Source organism: Hallella mizrahii, from assembly GCF_009695775.1.
Classification (GTDB): Bacteria; Bacteroidota; Bacteroidia; order Bacteroidales; family Bacteroidaceae; genus Prevotella; species Prevotella mizrahii.
Genome location: NZ_VUNG01000002.1, coordinates 162,184 through 178,958, shown reverse-complemented (window position 1 = coordinate 178,958; position 16,775 = coordinate 162,184). Strand labels below are relative to the sequence as shown.

The 16,775-nt window shown below is 49.7% G+C and carries 13 protein-coding genes and 2 pseudogenes; 8 read left to right on the top strand and 7 right to left on the bottom strand.

Going from position 1 to position 16,775, the window contains the following annotated elements:
• Positions 1–25 precede the first annotated feature (25 nt).
• A complete protein-coding gene (locus FYJ73_RS01695; RefSeq protein ID WP_235899178.1) occupies positions 26–1,399 on the bottom strand; it encodes an MFS transporter in 1,374 nt (457 codons plus the stop codon).
• A 24-nt stretch (positions 1,400–1,423) separates the two neighbouring features.
• A pseudogene (locus FYJ73_RS01690) lies at positions 1,424–2,794 on the bottom strand (SpoIID/LytB domain-containing protein); the annotation flags it as partial.
• 130 nt (positions 2,795–2,924) lie between these two features.
• On the opposite strand from FYJ73_RS01690, the gene rlmN reads away from it, so the two are divergent.
• The 4 genes from rlmN to FYJ73_RS01670 are packed head-to-tail and all read left to right on the top strand — an operon-like array spanning position 2,925 to position 7,308.
• Positions 2,925–3,986: a dual-specificity RNA methyltransferase RlmN gene (gene rlmN, locus FYJ73_RS01685; RefSeq protein ID WP_154532970.1), complete on the top strand. Its 1,062-nt coding sequence runs from the start codon at positions 2,925–2,927 to the stop codon at positions 3,984–3,986.
• 39 nt (positions 3,987–4,025) lie between these two features.
• Positions 4,026–5,045: a DUF4837 family protein gene (locus FYJ73_RS01680; RefSeq protein ID WP_336509565.1), complete on the top strand. Its 1,020-nt coding sequence runs from the start codon at positions 4,026–4,028 to the stop codon at positions 5,043–5,045.
• 47 nt (positions 5,046–5,092) lie between these two features.
• On the top strand, positions 5,093–6,259 hold the full coding sequence (locus FYJ73_RS01675) for a PdxA family dehydrogenase (protein WP_154532969.1): 1,167 nt from the start codon (positions 5,093–5,095) through the stop codon (positions 6,257–6,259).
• 32 nt (positions 6,260–6,291) lie between these two features.
• A complete protein-coding gene (locus tag FYJ73_RS01670; protein WP_154532968.1) occupies positions 6,292–7,308 on the top strand; it encodes a lysylphosphatidylglycerol synthase transmembrane domain-containing protein in 1,017 nt (338 codons plus the stop codon).
• 57 nt (positions 7,309–7,365) lie between these two features.
• On the opposite strand, the gene FYJ73_RS01665 is transcribed toward FYJ73_RS01670, so the two are convergent.
• The 5 genes and pseudogenes from FYJ73_RS01665 to FYJ73_RS15835 all read right to left on the bottom strand — a co-directional run.
• Positions 7,366–7,812 (bottom strand): hypothetical protein, encoded by a 447-nt coding sequence (locus FYJ73_RS01665; RefSeq protein WP_154532967.1) that lies wholly within the window; start codon positions 7,810–7,812, stop codon positions 7,366–7,368.
• A 393-nt stretch (positions 7,813–8,205) separates the two neighbouring features.
• Entirely contained in the window at positions 8,206–8,556 is a 351-nt protein-coding gene (locus FYJ73_RS01660) for a hypothetical protein (protein ID WP_154532966.1), read from the bottom strand.
• A 1-nt stretch (position 8,557) separates the two neighbouring features.
• The gene (locus tag FYJ73_RS01655; RefSeq protein WP_154532965.1) at positions 8,558–10,864 is read right to left on the bottom strand and encodes an outer membrane beta-barrel protein; all 2,307 of its coding nucleotides are present in this window, start codon (positions 10,862–10,864) and stop codon (positions 8,558–8,560) included.
• Positions 10,865–11,002: 138 nt separating this feature from the next.
• Entirely contained in the window at positions 11,003–11,758 is a 756-nt protein-coding gene (locus FYJ73_RS01650; RefSeq protein ID WP_154532964.1) for a helix-turn-helix transcriptional regulator, read from the bottom strand.
• A 23-nt stretch (positions 11,759–11,781) separates the two neighbouring features.
• Positions 11,782–11,932 (bottom strand): annotated as a pseudogene (locus FYJ73_RS15835) (IS5/IS1182 family transposase); the annotation flags it as partial.
• 185 nt (positions 11,933–12,117) lie between these two features.
• On the opposite strand from FYJ73_RS15835, the gene FYJ73_RS15830 reads away from it, so the two are divergent.
• The 4 genes from FYJ73_RS15830 (at position 12,118) to FYJ73_RS01630 (ending at position 16,737) form a co-directional block, all read left to right on the top strand.
• Positions 12,118–12,597 (top strand): plasmid recombination protein, encoded by a 480-nt coding sequence (locus FYJ73_RS15830; RefSeq protein WP_235899176.1) that lies wholly within the window; start codon positions 12,118–12,120, stop codon positions 12,595–12,597.
• A gap of 389 nt (positions 12,598–12,986) precedes the next feature.
• Positions 12,987–13,325 (top strand): helix-turn-helix transcriptional regulator, encoded by a 339-nt coding sequence (locus tag FYJ73_RS01640; RefSeq protein ID WP_235899175.1) that lies wholly within the window; start codon positions 12,987–12,989, stop codon positions 13,323–13,325.
• Between the two features lie 205 nt (positions 13,326–13,530).
• Entirely contained in the window at positions 13,531–14,400 is an 870-nt protein-coding gene (locus FYJ73_RS01635; protein WP_154532963.1) for a GLPGLI family protein, read from the top strand.
• On the top strand, positions 14,401–16,737 hold the full coding sequence (locus tag FYJ73_RS01630) for a TonB-dependent receptor (protein WP_154532962.1): 2,337 nt from the start codon (positions 14,401–14,403) through the stop codon (positions 16,735–16,737).
• The last annotated feature ends 38 nt before the right edge of the window (positions 16,738–16,775 follow it).

The window sequence follows — 16,775 nt, the reverse complement described above, 5'->3', positions numbered from 1 at the left end:
AAGCCAGGCGTATGGCTCAGTAGCCTTATGCTTCTTTCAACTCTTTCTCTTGTTCCTTTTCTTGTCCTTGTTCCTTTTCTTGTTCCTGCTCTGCTTTTCCGAACTCTTTGTCGATTTTCAGTCGGCCTACCACTAAGAGGGTGAGGAGGCTGAATACCAGTGATAGCGTGAAGAAATCTCGGTATCCCATCATGTCCTGCAGCGCACCGGATACCAATCCCGGCAGCATCATCGAGAGAGACATGATGGCGGAAGCCAATGCATAATGGCTGGTTTTGTACTCTCCTCGACTATAATATATAAGGTATAGGGTGTAGGCAGTCAGTCCGAAGCCATAGCCGAATTGCTCCACAAACACGCAAAGGCTGATCATCCACAGACTGGAAGAGAGCGCATAGCTCAGTAGCAAGTAGACCATCTGTGGCAGGAAGAAAGCCAGAGCCATCGGCCATATCCATTTTTTTAGTCCGTCTCTGCCCGCGAAGAAGCCTCCCAAGATGCCTCCCAGTGACACGCCGATGATGCCCACGGTACCCTGTACGAGTCCATATTCCTGAGGTGAGAGTCCCAGTCCCCCGTTATGTCCTGAGTCGATGAGGAAGAGTGCAGACACTTTTTCCATCAGTCCCTCCGGCATGCGGAAGAAGATGATGAACATCAGAGCTACCCATATCTGTTCCTTGGCAAAGAACGTGCGGAAGGTATGCGTAAACTCGTCTCCGATGGTTTTGAAGTTGACAAATGGGCGCTTGGCATCTTCCCGCGGACGCGGCAATACACAGTTATGCCAAAGCCACAACAGCAGAAACATTCCCGTGACGCCAAAGAATGTCAGGCTCCACGAGTAGGAGATGCTATTTCGGAAGACCACTTGCAGATTTCCGGCTATCATCACCAGTACGCCTTGGGCGAATATCGTGGCCAAGCGGTCAAACAGTGATCGTATCCCCATGAACGTAGCCTGCTGATGGGTATTAAGGCCAAGCATATAGAAGCCGTCGGCAGAGATGCAGTGGCTGGCACCCGCAAAGGCGATTACCCAAAAGAAGAACAGAGAGCCCTGCAGCCAAAACGAGGTAGGTATCGTGAAGGCTACTCCGCCGAAGGCAGCGCCCAAGAGCACTTCTGTCAGCACGATCCACCAGCGTTTGGTTTTCACCACATTGATGAGCGGACTCCATACCGGTTTCAATATCCAAGGCAGATAGAGCCACGAGGTATAGAAGGTGATCTCGGCATTGCTCAGTCCCAGCTGTTTATAGAGGATCACCGATAGAGTCATAATCGTCACCAATGGCAATCCGTCGGCAAACGACAGCGACGGCACCCATAGCCAAGGCGACCTGTGTTCTTGATCTTGAAAAGTTGCTCGTGTTCTCTCTTTCGTTTTATTGAGCATAGTCGTAAATGGTCGTAACTGTTTTTAAACGTATTGTTTTGTGAGACAGGCACCGGGATAATAGTGTGCTAAGATTCTGTCATAGTCATAGCCTTTGGCACCCATCATCGCGGCACCAATCTGACAGAGTCCCACGCCGTGTCCCCATCCTGCTCCATGGAGGGTAAAGCTCTTGGGAAATCCGTCTGCATCCTCTCCTTCTTTGTCCACCACAAAGGCAGAACTATAGAGATGGCTGTTGCTGAGTGCGCGTCGTATTTCCAACTCTTTTCCGATGATCAAGTCATGGTTCTCACCGATGACCTTCATCAGCCAGATTCTGCCGCTCTTTCCCCGCTGTAAGGGAATGATGTCGCGGATGCGTCCTAAGTCCCGTCGCGTCTTTCTTTGAATCAGTTCAGCCAATTCCTCTTGTGTATATTCTACTGTCCAGCGATAGAAATCCGTGGTCTCCTGATCATAGTCGTTGAGCACTTGCGACAGCACTTCTCTGTCTTTCGTGTTGCAGAAAGCCGGTGGCGTGGAGCGTATCCATCGCTCTGCCGCAGCCTCTACCGTCAAGTCGGGAACCAGCGCATCGCTGCTATTGTCCTCCTGACTCTTGACCATTTCTGCCGTGTCAGTCACCGCTTTCAGGTAAGTCTTCGGGCTGTTTTCCCAGCAATATTGAAATTCTTCTGTTACGCCGCCGCAACACTTCGAGAAGCGTGCGTCACAGATCTCACCGTCGGAGGTCAGAATCTCACCTCTTGTCAGTCTGATGGCTTCCGCCACGTGTGGGCTGGTCTCCTTGGTGATACCCTGGTAGCGCTGACAATGGTCATCGGCACAGACGTCAAACAGCGTGTGGTCTTCGCGGTCATACCATTTCACGATACGATCCTTGTCTTCCACCATCTCGGCTGCTGTCGTTTCCTCCTGTGCATTAACCCCATCTGATAGGTGTACTTTTTTTCGCTTTTCCATCTGAGCCAGCAGCCACGACCGCGAGATGACCGCATGAGCCTTGAGCAGCTCCAAGCTCGACGTAGCACTCATCTCGCTGGAGATCACACTTTCCAGATATTTCTCCACTGGGAGCTCATTGACAGCACATACCTTGTCGCCGTTCTGAATAAGACGCAGCGTGCCCAGGAATGTTTGCGTCTCTTTGCGTTCCCAGTGAAAATTTACGCCTATGGTCACATCGCTCAGCGAGAACGACGCGTCATCTGCCAATGGCGAGAAGACCAGCTCGGGATATACCTCATTATTCCACACAATACCTTTGGGGATCATCATCGCCGTCTGGGGGCCTACAGCCTTGTGTCCCAGTACCGTGTAGGGGCCATTCAACGCGAAATGAATGGTCACGCCACTGACGATTCCCACCTTCACTTGTGGTTCACAATGATATTTCCAACTCGATGATTCCATAGACATAATCCTATATAATAAGGTGTTAATGATGCAAAGATAGCTATTTTATGGCACAAAATCCCTACTTTACTCAAAAAGTTTGTATCTTTGCACTATGAATAGTACCATGAATAAGAAAAATCTCCTTGGCATGACACTGCCCGAGCTCAAGCAAGTGGCCGTGTCGCTTGGCATGCCTTCTTTCGCCGGAGGGCAGATGGCAAAATGGATCTACACCCAGCATGTGAGTTCCATCGACGAGATGACAAACATCTCCAAGGCCAACCGCGAGAAGCTCAACGAGCACTATCAGATTGGTTGCGCCAAGCCTATTGATGCCCAGCACTCCAAGGATGGAACCATCAAATATCTCTTCCCCGTCGTCACAACCGCCGGTGCTGACTCGGCACCGGTAGCCACCAAGTTTGTCGAGACGGTATACATCCCCGAGGACGATCGTGCCACACTCTGCGTTTCGTGTGAGGTAGGCTGCAAGATGAACTGTCTCTTCTGCCAAACGGGTAAGCAGGGCTTTGAGGGCTACCTCACAGCCACTGATATCCTCAATCAGATCTACAGTCTGCCCGAGCGTGACAAGCTTACCAACATCGTGTTTATGGGTCAGGGAGAACCGATGGACAACCTCGATAATGTGCTGCGAGCCACCGAGATCCTTACCGCTTCCTATGGTTACGCCTGGAGTCCCAAGCGCATCACCGTGAGCAGTGTGGGACTCAAGGACAAGCTCAAGCGCTTCCTCGAAGAGAGCCAGTGCCATGTGGCCATCAGCCTTCACTCACCGCTCCATGAGCAGCGCCAGGAGCTCATGCCGGCAGAGAGAGGTATGGCGATTGAGGACATCGTGGAACTGCTTCGCAACTACGACTTCTCGCATCAGCGTCGCCTCTCGTTTGAGTATATCGTCTTTGGCGGACTCAACGATTCCAAGGCTCATGCCCAGGCCATCGTGCGTCTGCTCCATGGCCTTGAATGCCGTGTCAACCTCATCCGCTTCCATCAGATTCCCCACGTGCCCTTGCATGGAGCCAGCGAGGAGAAGATGGAGAGCTTCCGCGACTATCTCACACAGCACGGCATCTACACGACGATCCGCGCCAGCCGTGGGCAGGACATCTTTGCCGCCTGTGGACTGCTCAGCACAGCTAAGAAGAAAGCTGAATCAAAATAGAAACCGCACCATTCCGTGAAGCGTATCGCCCATAGCGCAGTGAGTCTCAGAAGTGCTCTATTGTTGCTGCTGTTTGCTCTTGTGAGTTGTCGCAATGGTGGCTTGCTGCCCCGTTCCGGCGGACAGCTCTATGAAGTGTTGCTGGTGGGCGACACGGCAGGCATGGTACGCAGCGTGCTCTCTGTCGATGTGGAGGGCTTGCCGCAACCCGAACCGAGTTTCGATGTGTCGGAGGTCAGCACGAAGGCTTTCGGCAACACGCTCCGCTATACGCGCAATATCGTGATCGTCGACATCAATGCTGAGGCATACACTCGTCCCTCCATCCGTAGCGAGCGCAATGTGTGGGCACAGCCTCAAACCGTGGTGCATATCGGGGCACCGTCGGCAATGGCACTTCGCAACAGTATCGACAGCGTAGGACGGCGGCTGCGCTTTCTCCTCAATCGCTCAGAGATGAAGAAGCAGCTCAGCATCCTGCGCCATGAGCGGAACGTCAAGGCCGAAAAGCTCGCCCGGAAGATGTTCGGCATAGAGTTGTGGATACCTGCCGACATGATTGCCAGCAAGCAGGGCAAAGACTTCCTTTGGTTGAGCAACAACTCAGCCACCATGATGCAAAACATTGTGGTCTATCGCGATTGGAATTCTGTCAACGCTTCTGATGCTAAAGCTAATCATATCGAACGTGACGTTCAAACAGTTGGTTTTATCGACAGCGAGTCCCGCTATTTCATCGGCGCCCGTGACTATATGTTGGGTCGCAACATCCTCGGTGAGACCGACAGTATGCACATGGCCACAGTCCCCGAAAGTGTACTGACCGATGGACGGGGCTTCTACCGCGGCCTGTGGATGATGACGGGCGATGCCATGGGCGGCCCGTTTGTCAGCCGCACGCTCCTGTTGCAGCAGCCCGAGCGGCAGGGCAACTTTGTTTGCCGTCATATCGTCGTCGAGGGTTTTGTGTTCGCTCCGGGCAAGACCAAGCGCAATGCAATCCGCCGCCTCGAAGCCGTGCTCAATACCATGAGGCAAGCTAAGCGCAAAGATCAATGATATCTAACATAAAAATATTCAAGACTAATATATAAGACCAAACAACCATGAACAACAACAAAATACGCGTGGCCATCACCCACGGCAGCACCAACGGTATCGGCTACGAGCTTATATTCAAAGCTTTTGAGGAGACAGATATGTTTGAGTTCTGCACTCCTATTATATATGGCTCTCCCAAGGTTGCCGCCTATCATAGCAAGGCTCTGGGCATCAAAGACAACTTCACCATCATCAACGACGCCAGTGCTGCCCAGGACGGTAAGCTCAACATCATTCCGGCCGTCGACGAGGAAATCAAGGTGGAGATGGGCATTCCCTCTTCCGATGCCACGCTGGCTGCTGTGAAGGCACTCGACCGCGTCATCACCGACTACAAAGACGGACTCTTCGACGTGCTCGTCTGTGCTCCGGCCGATAAAGGCGAGGCTCATGTGGGTGGCTTCGACTTCCCGCGTCGTGCCAAATACATCGAGCAGTGCATCGGTGAGGGCAAGAAAGCGCAGAGCCTGCTCATCAACGAAGATATGCGCATGGCTCTGATGACTGACGAGATCAGCCTGAAGGATGTCCCTGCTGCCATCACCTCTCACGACATCATCGAGCAGGTGGCGATTCTCTTCACCACGCTGCGCCGCGACATGCGCGTCTCAAATCCCCGCATTGCCGTGCTTGCCCTTAACCCCGTTGATGGTAAGGCAGAGGGCAAGGAGGAGACTGAGGCCATCGTACCGGCTATCCAGAAGTTGGCTGATGCCGGTGTCAACGTCTTCGGCCCTTATCAGGCTGACCTCTTCTTCCAGCAGGGCGACTACTATCACTTCGATGCCATTCTTGCCATGTACCACGATCAGGGACTGGCACCGTTCAAGACGCTCCATCCCGACAACAATGTCCGCTATCTTGGAGGACTGCCTTTGGTAGCTACGGCTCCCGATCTCTCCCCTTGCTACGACATCGCCGGCCAGGGTGTTGCCGATCCCACGCCTTTGCGCCACGCTATCTACGCCGCCATCGACGGCTTCCGCAACCGCCGTGCCTACGACGAACCGCTGGCCAACCCGTTGCCTAAGCTCTATCACGAGAAGAAGGACGACAGTGAGAAGGTGCGCTTCTCCATTCCCAAGAAGCACGAGAACGCCATTAAGGAGCGACTCGGCAACCGTCCCGCTCCTGCCGCCAAAGCTCAGGAAAGCAACGGCAAGGAACAATAACACACATATAGCATACAACATCTCTCGACAGCATGAAAAAGAAATACCAGAACGGCTTCTTCATTTTTGGACTCATCGTACTGATCATCATGGTCACCCAACTTGACTTTGCGCAAGTGTGGGCGGGACTGAAACATGCGGGCTACTGGTTTTTCGCCGTCGTAGCGCTGTGGATGTTTCTCTATGTGTTCAACACTTCGGCGTGGTATCTGATCATCAAGGGGGTATGCAGCCAACCGTCGACCGACGGCAAGCCGGTGAAGCGCATCTCCTTTCTGTGGCTCTACAAGATCACGGTGTCGGGCTTTGCACTCAACTATGCCACGCCGGGCGGACTGATGGGCGGTGAGCCTTACCGTATCATGGAGTTGGCACCGAAGATTGGCACAGAGCGTGCTTCGTCGTCGGTGATCCTCTATGCCATGACCCATATCTTCAGCCACTTTTGGTTTTGGTTGCTCTCGGCCATCGTCTTTCTTTTTGTCCATCCCTTCTCCGTATTCTATACGGTGATTATGCTGGCCATCATCTGTTTCTGCATTCTCGGTGTCTGGTTCTTTATGGTAGGATACCAAAAGGGCTTGGCCAACCGAGTGATGAACTTCCTGAGCCATCTGCCCATGATCAAGCGGTGGGCTACCCCGTTTGTCGAGCGGCATCGTGAACAGCTCAACACCATCGACCGGCAGATTGCTGCCCTGCACAAGCAGCAGCCGCGCCACTTCGTCGGTGCCGTGCTCCTGGAGCTCTCGTGCCGCATCTGCTCCGCTTTGGAGATCTTCTTCATTCTGCTGGTCCTCATGCCCCACGTCAACTTCATCTATTGTGTGCTCATCCTGGCTTTCACCTCACTCTTTGCCAATCTGCTTTTCTTCATCCCTTTGCAACTGGGCGGTCGCGAGGGTGGTTTCCTCATGTCCACTACCAGCTTAGGCCTCACAGCCAGTGCCGGCATCTTTGTGGCATTGATCGTGCGTGTGCGTGAGTTGATTTGGACTGGAATCGGACTGCTGCTCATCAAACTGGAGAAGAGTTCAAAAGACAGATGATCCTTGCTTCCTGAGCGATTGGCTGGGAAGAGGCATGGCGAAGCTTGGCCTTGATAGTCAATCGCTCTCTTGGTCTTTGTCGTCTTCTCTGTGTTTCAGGCGATACATGCAATCGTTGAAGATTATCCAAAGTCCGACGCCTCCGAAAAATATAGTTCCGATGAATCCTATGACCTGAAGTGTTGTAGGACCGTATCTATAAGTACCATGCTGGGCGAGCATCAAGGTGATAGACGCGCCAATCATTCCTATCCAAGAGATATAAAACTTCACCATCTCAGGAATGCGTTTTCTGAAATACACTCCGGTTATCACCGCTCCACCTCCTATTATCATCAAGCATTCCACAGCAATCTTTCTTCCCTCAACAATAGCGTGTGTCAGGTCACAGACAAGAAAGAAAATACCTGCGGCGATCAGTATCACTCCGACTAAATAAAAGGCTATCTTGGCCTTTAAAGTCAGCGGGCTGGAATTTTGAAAGGTGATTTTCTTGTATTTCATGCTCGTTATATCTTTTAGCATTGTTGTTATACCCTCGAAGGGCGGAGTCAATTAGCAAGTGCAAATTTACGAAGTCTTTTTATAAACGACTTCATCTGGAGTCAGGAAATTGCGTACCTTTGTTCCGAAATCAAATGTTTGTACATAACAATGCAAATATAGTTGATTTTAGGGAGAAAGCGTTCTTCCTTTTCTTTTTTATGCATTGCTAATCTCTTCTGCCGTTCAAGATCGTTTATGGGGGCTGCTCGCCTCCTGGCCCCTCGGTGTTTTCAGGTATAGGTTATTTAGGTTATACCTGTCTATCGATTGCACTTCTATGTTGAACTTGCCCTGTCATTTATGCCTGACAAACGAATGTCTTTCCTGACATTTGTCTGACATTTGCCTATGTTACATCTGATACACGCGGCTCATGCCGTCGGGTTCCATCGGGGCGATGGGTTGGCGAAGAAGAACGAGGTAGAAGCGGGGGAAGGTCTCGACGGGCGGATGGTCGGCGATGTAGCGGTCTATCTTCTGCCGGGCCTCGTTGCGCAGGGTGTCGTCGCGGCATGGTACGAGGCGGTCTTCATCCACAAAGGCGATGTGCCAGAAGGCCATGTAGCCGATGACGTAATGCTCTACGGCTGCGGCCTTATCCTCCTCGATGCTGGGGATGCAGGACGAAAGGGGCTGGTGGGGATTCTCACAAATGCCCACCACGGCCCATGAGAGATCTATGTAATGATGAATAGGTTCCATATCAGAAGCGGTTTTTCTCGTCGTTTCCGGCACCCGTGCCTTTGTACTTCGAGTTGGTGGCGTTGAAGTTGTAGCGGACGGATAACTCAAACTTGCGGGAGTCTTTGTGGGTTTCCTGATAGAGAGAGCGAAGGCCGTAGCAGATGTTGATGTGCTGCTGCGAGTTGAACAGGTTGCGACCACCGATCCTCACCGACAGACGGTTGTCGAAGAACGTCTTTGTGACACTCACGTCGGCCACGTATCCGGGCTTTGTAACGGTCATGTTCTGCTGGTCACCCGTGGTCGTCACTTGTAGGCTGGCCGAAGCGGTGAGGGTTGGCGACAGTTGGAAGTCGTTGTTCGACTGGATGAGGCCGATAGGGTTCTTCGGGCTGAGATTGCCTACTGGTGACGGAATCTTGATCCAGTCCTTTATCACGCCAACGGTGAGTGACGGCTGATAGAGGCCAAAGCGGGGCGAGAGGGTGAGCATGGCACGGAGGCCGTCGGAGCGATGGACGTTGGCGCGGGTGATGATGGTGGTGGCCTCGTTGCCCGCTACGGTCTCAGCCACATTTACAATCTCGTCGGTGGTATGCTTGTAATCGACGGCCAAGCGCATCCACTTGTACATCGCCATCAGACCCACCTCGTTGCGTATGGCGGGCTGCAGCATTGGGTTGCCACTTTCCCAAGTAAAACGGTTGACGTAGGCCACGTTGCTGCTCAGCATCCAATAGTAGGGTTGCTGAATCTTCATGGCATAGTTGGCCATCAACTGCACTTTGCCCGCCTTGGCCATCAGTGCGGCGGTAGGGAAGAAATGGTGATACGAGCGGCTCTGCTCGGGCTGATGAACGCCACGGAGATAGTAGTCTGTGCTGACGTTCTCGTTGCGAAGTCCCAAGCGCATCTGACCGAAGGGCAGCGAGCGACTGTACTCGGCGAAGAAGATGTAGTTCCTCTCGCGCTGTTCCGTCTGTGACGTGGGTACTACCTGCTCGGGGTTCACATAGTCGTCGTTACGGTTGGTAATGTCGTATTCGGTACCCGCCTGCAGGTTGCCTTTCCAAAGCGGCCACGACAGCACGAGTTTCGATGCCCAGAGTTGGTTGCGTACGACGTTGGTGCTGGTCACAGTGCGACTCGTGCGCTCCTGACTCACCTCGTTAGTGAATTGCGACGTGCGGTCTTTGTGGAAAATGTAATCTGTGTTGAAGTCAATCGTTGTTTTGCCCACTCGTCCGTTATAATAAACGTTGAGCGTATGCGGCATGTTAGAAGTCGTCTCCTGTTCGAGTTTGCTGTCGAGGTGGTCGTAGAAAACTCCGTCGGCAGTTACGTCGGCAATGAAGCTGCCCGTCATCTTGGGCTTCAGCCACGCCTTTGTATCGTAGCGGAAGCCCATCGAGTGCTGGTCATTGAACACGTAGTTCACGCCCGCCGAGACGTAGAACGAGCGGTGGTGCGTGTCGGAATTGAATTGTTCGGCCATGTGCCAGAGCGTGTCGGCCACGACATCGAGGTTGATGAGGTTGCGCTGGCGGTTTTGGTCATCGTTGTACCACACGCTGCCGAATACATCGAGACCATTGTGGCGGTAGTTGAGGTTCAGCCCGAGGTCAAGGTCGGGATTGTAGCCCTGGCGGTAGTGGCTCTGCACGTCGCCGCTCCATCCCTCGCCCTGCTGGCGGCGGGTCTTGATGAGGATAACCGACTCCACCTGCGCGTCGTACTTCGCTCCGGGGGTGGTAATGAGTTCCACGCTCTTGACGCTCTCACTACTGATTTTGTCCAGTTCGGATTTGTCGCGTAACTGCCGCCCGTTGATGTAGATGAGCGGTGTACCCTTGCCGAACACCTCTATGCCGTCGCCCTTCTTCTGCACGCCGGGCAGTTGCTGCAGCACGTCGTTGGCTGTTCCCGCCTTGCTCAGTAGCGTGTTCTCCACTGTGGTCAGCACACCTTCGGTGGTCATTTTATGCGTCGGCATCTGCCCTTTCACCACCACCTCGCCCAACATCTGCGTGTCGGGCTGCATCTGGATGTCACCGATATTGCCCTGTCGTGCGTCTATATACCTTATTATATAACCCACGCTCGACACTTTCAGTAGCCCGTCTTGATTATCGGTAGCAATAGAGAAAGATCCGTCATCCTTAGTCACTGCTCCTGCAATATAAGCGGAGTCGGAACGGCTGACGAGCACAACATTGGCAAACGGCATCGGCTTGGCCTGCTCGTCAATCACCCTGCCACTGATGTTTTGTGCTGTCGAGGCTATCACCATGAGGCACATCATTGAAAATAGAATCAATCTTTTCATATCTTTTACGACTTTTTGCCCGCAAAATAAATGAAACGACCAAATAAACCTACTACCTAAATGGGTAATTCTGCATCACAGGGATGAAAAATTACCCATTTGGGTAACAAAATATGTTAAAATTGTGGGGATGACGGCTTATACGAGGCCGTAGTTGGTGGCAAAGGCGAGGGCTTCGGTGATGTTCTGCACGTCGAGCTTCTCGAAAATCTGGCGACGGTAGAACTTCACGGTGTCGAACGAGTGGAGCATCTTCTCGGCTATCTCCTTCATGGTGTAGCCCTGAGCTGAGAGCGTCAGAATCTGCTTTTCCTCAGGCTTCAGGGTGATGGTCTCGCGGATCTTCCAGCGGTGGCTCTCCAGTGAGTACTCGCGCTTCTCGCCCGTATGGAACTGGAAGAATTCGATGTGCCCGGCCTCCTTGTGGGGCGAGAGCGAGACGGTACAGAGGGCCAGCCAAACGTGGCCTTCCGTGGTCATGGCAAGGGGCGTAATCTTGTGGTTGACGAGCAACAGACGATTGCCGTTGGTGATGTGGAAGTCGTAGGACATCATGCACTGACGGCGGTTCTCCACGGGCTCGTCGTAGAAGGCGCGGAAGCCGGAACGATTCAGTTCGGTCAGCATCGGCACCTCGTCCTCAGGCACGTGGCTCAGGTAGAAGCCGTAGCCCATCTGGCGTACCTCGTCGGCAGTGTGTCCGCAAAGGAAGAGCGGATTGTCCGACACGTAGAGGAAGTTCTTGCGGTAGTAGTCGATGATGTAGATGCTCTGGTAGGTGGTCTGTGCGAAAGCCTGCGCCGCCTCCACGTAAGGCTGCGCACGCTGGTAGTCGGCATCGGTGATGCCCTCCACGCGGTTCTCGTACATAAAGAAATCGTCTATCTGTGCCATATTGCCCTTTGTTTTATTCAGTTATCTTCAAGAACTGGGCGGAACATCTCAAAATCCACCAGAGAGGAAAGTCGTTCCAAGGGATTGCCCATTTGGGAGAGGGCTTCTACTGTAAAACTCCTCCTCAAACAGGCTCTTGCCCATCGACTTGTGGTATACTGTCAGTTTGTCCATCTTTCGTCTGATTTATATTACAAAGGTAATACTTTTTCTTGAATTACGCAAACACTTGTTGATTGTTAGCAATTTAATTTATAGAACATCCCTATAACTACTCACGCAAGAGACTCAACTTTGAGATAGTCAAGGGTGGAAAGATTGTGCCTCTTGGTTCCCTGTCTGTGCCGTTGCATGAACGCTTGCAGCACAGACTTGATGAACTTGGCTTCAAGCCGTATATGGATGCCAAGCGTCCCGACCAAGTTTCAAGGAACAGTCCGAACTGCACTGCCGGCATCATCTTCAGTGGTGACCATGATGTGCTTAACAGGCTAGCCTTTGGTGAACAGAAACTCAACACATCAGATCCAAATGCTGACCACAGCAAGGTGACATTACAAAAAGGCATCTATGACTGGGCATTGGACACCTACCGCTTTGCATGTGAGAAATGGGGAGAAGAGAATGTCATCGGCTTTGATGTGCATTGTGATGAGACTATCATCCATGCCCATGTGCAGACCGTGCCTGTTGAACAAGTAAAGAAACATGGGCGCGTCGGAAGCAAGTACATTCACAAGGATAATCCAGAAAAGGTTCTCTCTACAAAGGAATGGAGAGCACTTCCAAATGAAGAATGTCATAACTACACAAAATCGGAAGCGGCAAAGGATGTGTGACTTGTAAGGCAAACGGTCAAAGTTTGATGAGAATGTAAAATGTTACGGATATTGTTTGTATTCTCCGTAGTTTTTAACACGAAGCATACTTTATTCTCAACAAGTAGTTGTATCTTCACACGCAAATAAGAATAACATGAACTTTAATGTTGGCAAACGGCTGCAAACGGTCGAAAGTAATCGGTTGATTATCAGTTAACAAGCGTTTGAAGTCTTCCCAAATGGCAATTGTAGGTTCCATCTGTTTTGATTAATTTTGTACAACATTTGGAACTTGACTATGAAGTGCCGCGGCATAAGATGTTGCACCATAAGGCAGATAATGCGACGCCACTGCACATTAATTGCCGGGTAAAGCTGAAAACGGATAAATTCACAAGGCAAGCACTATGGGAAAGAAAAACGAAACACAACTTAACACTACGGGCGGCGGCGTTGCCGGCGTGGGCTCTCGACAGGAGTTCTACCGCCCGCGGCAGGTGGCTGAGCTGCTCGGCATCAGCCTGAGGACTTTCTACACGATGGTCAGTCGGGGGAAGCTGCACCCGGTCAAAATCTCGGAGCGCGTCACCGTCGTCGCACGGAAGGAGATTCTCAGCATGATAGAGGCGGCGCTTGGAGAGACGTTCTCACAGTCGATCTTCTCAAAAGACACCTTTCAAAATACAAGAAGGCGAGAACCAAAGATGGTGGAAAATGGGGTACGGCAACCATGCTTAAATATATAGAAGAGCTAGTAGCTATGCTTGATGTATAGTGTCTCAAATAGAGATTTCTGCATTTAACACAATTAGTATAAAAAACTTAAGTTTTATCGAAAACTAAAGGATAATATATAATATTATCGTATTTTATTGCTATCTTTGCCATAACAAGTAGAATTGATCTTTTTTTGTTTTTACACCAAATTATAATTGTTGAACAACGTACCGCATGACAAAGAAATTATTTTTGGCCTACAGCTTAGCTGTTATTATAGCCCTATTGGGGACGGAGACATCAAAAGCGCAATCTCTGTCCGGCTCTGATATGCCGCCATTGAAACCAATAGAAAAGACGGTATTTGATACTGCCTACACAAAAATTTATTACGAATACTCCTTCAGAAGAGATTCTACGAAGAGTAAATGGACCAATGGCCAATCAATTTTATTGGTTGGGAAAAAGTGCCTTGGCTTTATGGACTATTACCAGTGGCAATTTGATAAGGCCAACGATTCCTTATACTATGCCAAACAGTCACCCATGTCGCTTATTACCAAGGGATTGGGCTTGATGCAGAATGCTGTGTACAAATATCCCCTTGTCATTGACAAGGGGACAGGAAGAGCCATAGTGCAAGTACAGAATATAAACAATTATGAATACACAGAACAGATGCCTGTAATCAATTGGAATTTGACAGATGGAGACACCTTAATAAGCAATGTACCATGTAAGAAAGCATTTTGCGTATACGGAGGCAGAAAATGGAATGCATGGTATGCCCCAACTTTCCATCTGAAAGCAGGTCCATACTTGTTCTCTGGTCTGCCTGGGCTTATCTTCGACATAAAAGATGCCAAAAACAATTATCATTTTACGCTGAATGGTTTGGAAAACCTTACTATCGGAACAGCAATATACTTGCATGCAGATGTTAAGATAATAAAAACTACTCGGCAGAATGCTCTTCGGGCGGTTGAAAATGAACAGCGTGACATCATTAAAGCCTTTGAGATGGCTTCACCGGGCATAAGATTCTCCGAAGATATGCAGAAAGGTAGCCACAGCCGCCCATATAATCCCATTGAGATAGAATAAATGAAACGCTTTATAATATTTCTATTAGCTGCCATACCGTTATTCTCTTGGGCACAGACCCATAATGATTCTGTCTGGCGCGAAGTGAAACTTCCAGAGGTCACCGTCAAGGTGAAACCAATAGAGCAGAACGGCGACACAATAAAATATAACGTTTCGTCCTTTAAAGACAAGGAAGACTATTACCTGGAGGATGTACTGAAGAAGCTACCTGGTATAGAAGTGGGTGAAAATGGGACAATCTCCTATAAGGGCAATTCCATCAATCATTTCAATATCGAGGGGCAGGATCTGCTTGGAAACCGTTACAATCAGGCCACACGAAACCTGCCCGTTGATGCCGTGGCCCAAGTTCAAATAATGGAGAATGATCAGCCAATCAGAGCCTTGAAAAACAGAATACCATCAGAGCGTGCGACGCTTAATATCAAACTTAAGCGCGAATACAAATTAAAGCCGTTCGGTGAGGCACAAGGCGGTATAGGCTTTTCCGACAATACCTTGTGGGACAATCACATCACCCTTATAAATATTGCCAAAAAGAATCAGACTCTGATTACTGTAAAGATGAACGACACAGGGGAAAATATCAGCGAGAACACACTGGATCATATCGATGTTGCCAATCTGGACAACTATATTCCCTTACCTGACAATATAATCACAACGTCCTCAGCAACTTATCTACCAATACAGCTTAAAAGATACCTGAAGAATAAGTCATACTCCATGGGTATTAACCACCTACATCGCATTGGACGTTACGGGAATTTCCGTACTAATCTTATCTATTATGGTACAAGTGACCTGCTGGCGGACAGCACCTCCAGCCTTTATGGAGGCTCACCAACACTGTCGCTCAACGAGAGCAACAGAAGAAAATCGCATGAGCATACTTTCGTGCCACAGTTCCGATACGAGCTTAACGCGCCCAAGGTCTATCTTGTTGACGACCTTTCGACATCCTTGTCATATACTGACAACATCAACCATTTAAACAGTAATGAGAACTTGCTGCAGGAGCATGTCGCACGGCATACATCATACGCACAGAACAAGCTGCAAATGACGCTTAACGCGGGGAAACTAGCTTACACCATTAACTCATCAACAAGGTATTTGCGAAGAAGTGAACTAATGGGTGTTGAAGACTCTGTATCAACATACAATAGCCGTGAAAGGTTAATCCTCCAACAGCTGTTCACGCGTAACAGCCTATCTACAACACTTCCTCTTTTGGGCAACAACATTGAATTGAAATATGGAATGGAGTACAAGGTTGACAGAATAAAGGCTGGCTCCAGCGATTTCAAACAGACCCATTATTTTCTCAACAAAGTGGGGGTTGACTATGCAATTCGGTATCATAAAGGCTTCGTGGCATTTGATTTTCCCCTTAATGTTTTTTCATCCTCAATATCCTGGAGCGAGACTAACAAAAGCGACACAAAAATCTATATCTCGCCTTCCATACACTGGAAGCACGACCTTTCTCCTTTCTGGCGTTTAAAAATACTCGGTTCATTAGATGACGACTTGGACAATTCAATCATATATTCCGATAGCATTCTGACTAATTACCGTACTTGGGTGAATCCTTCAGAAAGATTTGGCTGGAAGCACTTGTCCTCTCTTCTTTTCTCAGTGAATTATGCAAACTTCATCACAATGTTTACATGGAATCTTACGGCTTCAGCGTCGTGGAGGAAGACCGACTATCACAACCAATACAGCTACGAAGAACGGTATACTGTCATAACGCCAATTTGGGCAGACACACATTCGCATATGTTTTTGGTCCAAACCTCAGTAGATAAGACTTTCACACAAATAGGCTTTTCTGCTAAAGGCACTGTTAACTATACAAGGAACATACTGCCTGTCACGCAAAACAACGTGCAACAGACCGTGAAATCAAACATCCTTTCTCCATCAATGAAATTAAGATGGAACAAATTGACATGGCTTCAACTATCCAATGAGGCGACCTTTAATCTTTCATGGCAAGACTATTACCCAAACCATGCCGGATATTCTCTGAGGAGTTGGTTTGATGAGTTCAACATATATCTCTATCCATTGAGAAAAATCTCAGTCAGCACGGGATGCGAATACTCGTCAATAGAGACTGAAAAGGGTAAGTATAACCGCAATGCTTTTGTTGATGCCCGTATCACATATACCCCAACTAAGCGTCTTGAACTTGGAGCAAAACTCTCCAACGTCTTCAACCGGAGTCAATATATAGAAGCGTCTTATACAGGACTCAACTATCAATATTATTCAGTTCCGCTGCGTGGATGTGAAATTCTCTTCTGTGTAAAATGCAATCTGTAGCTATTGATGTCCATCAAATGTTTTTTCACGTATAGAGT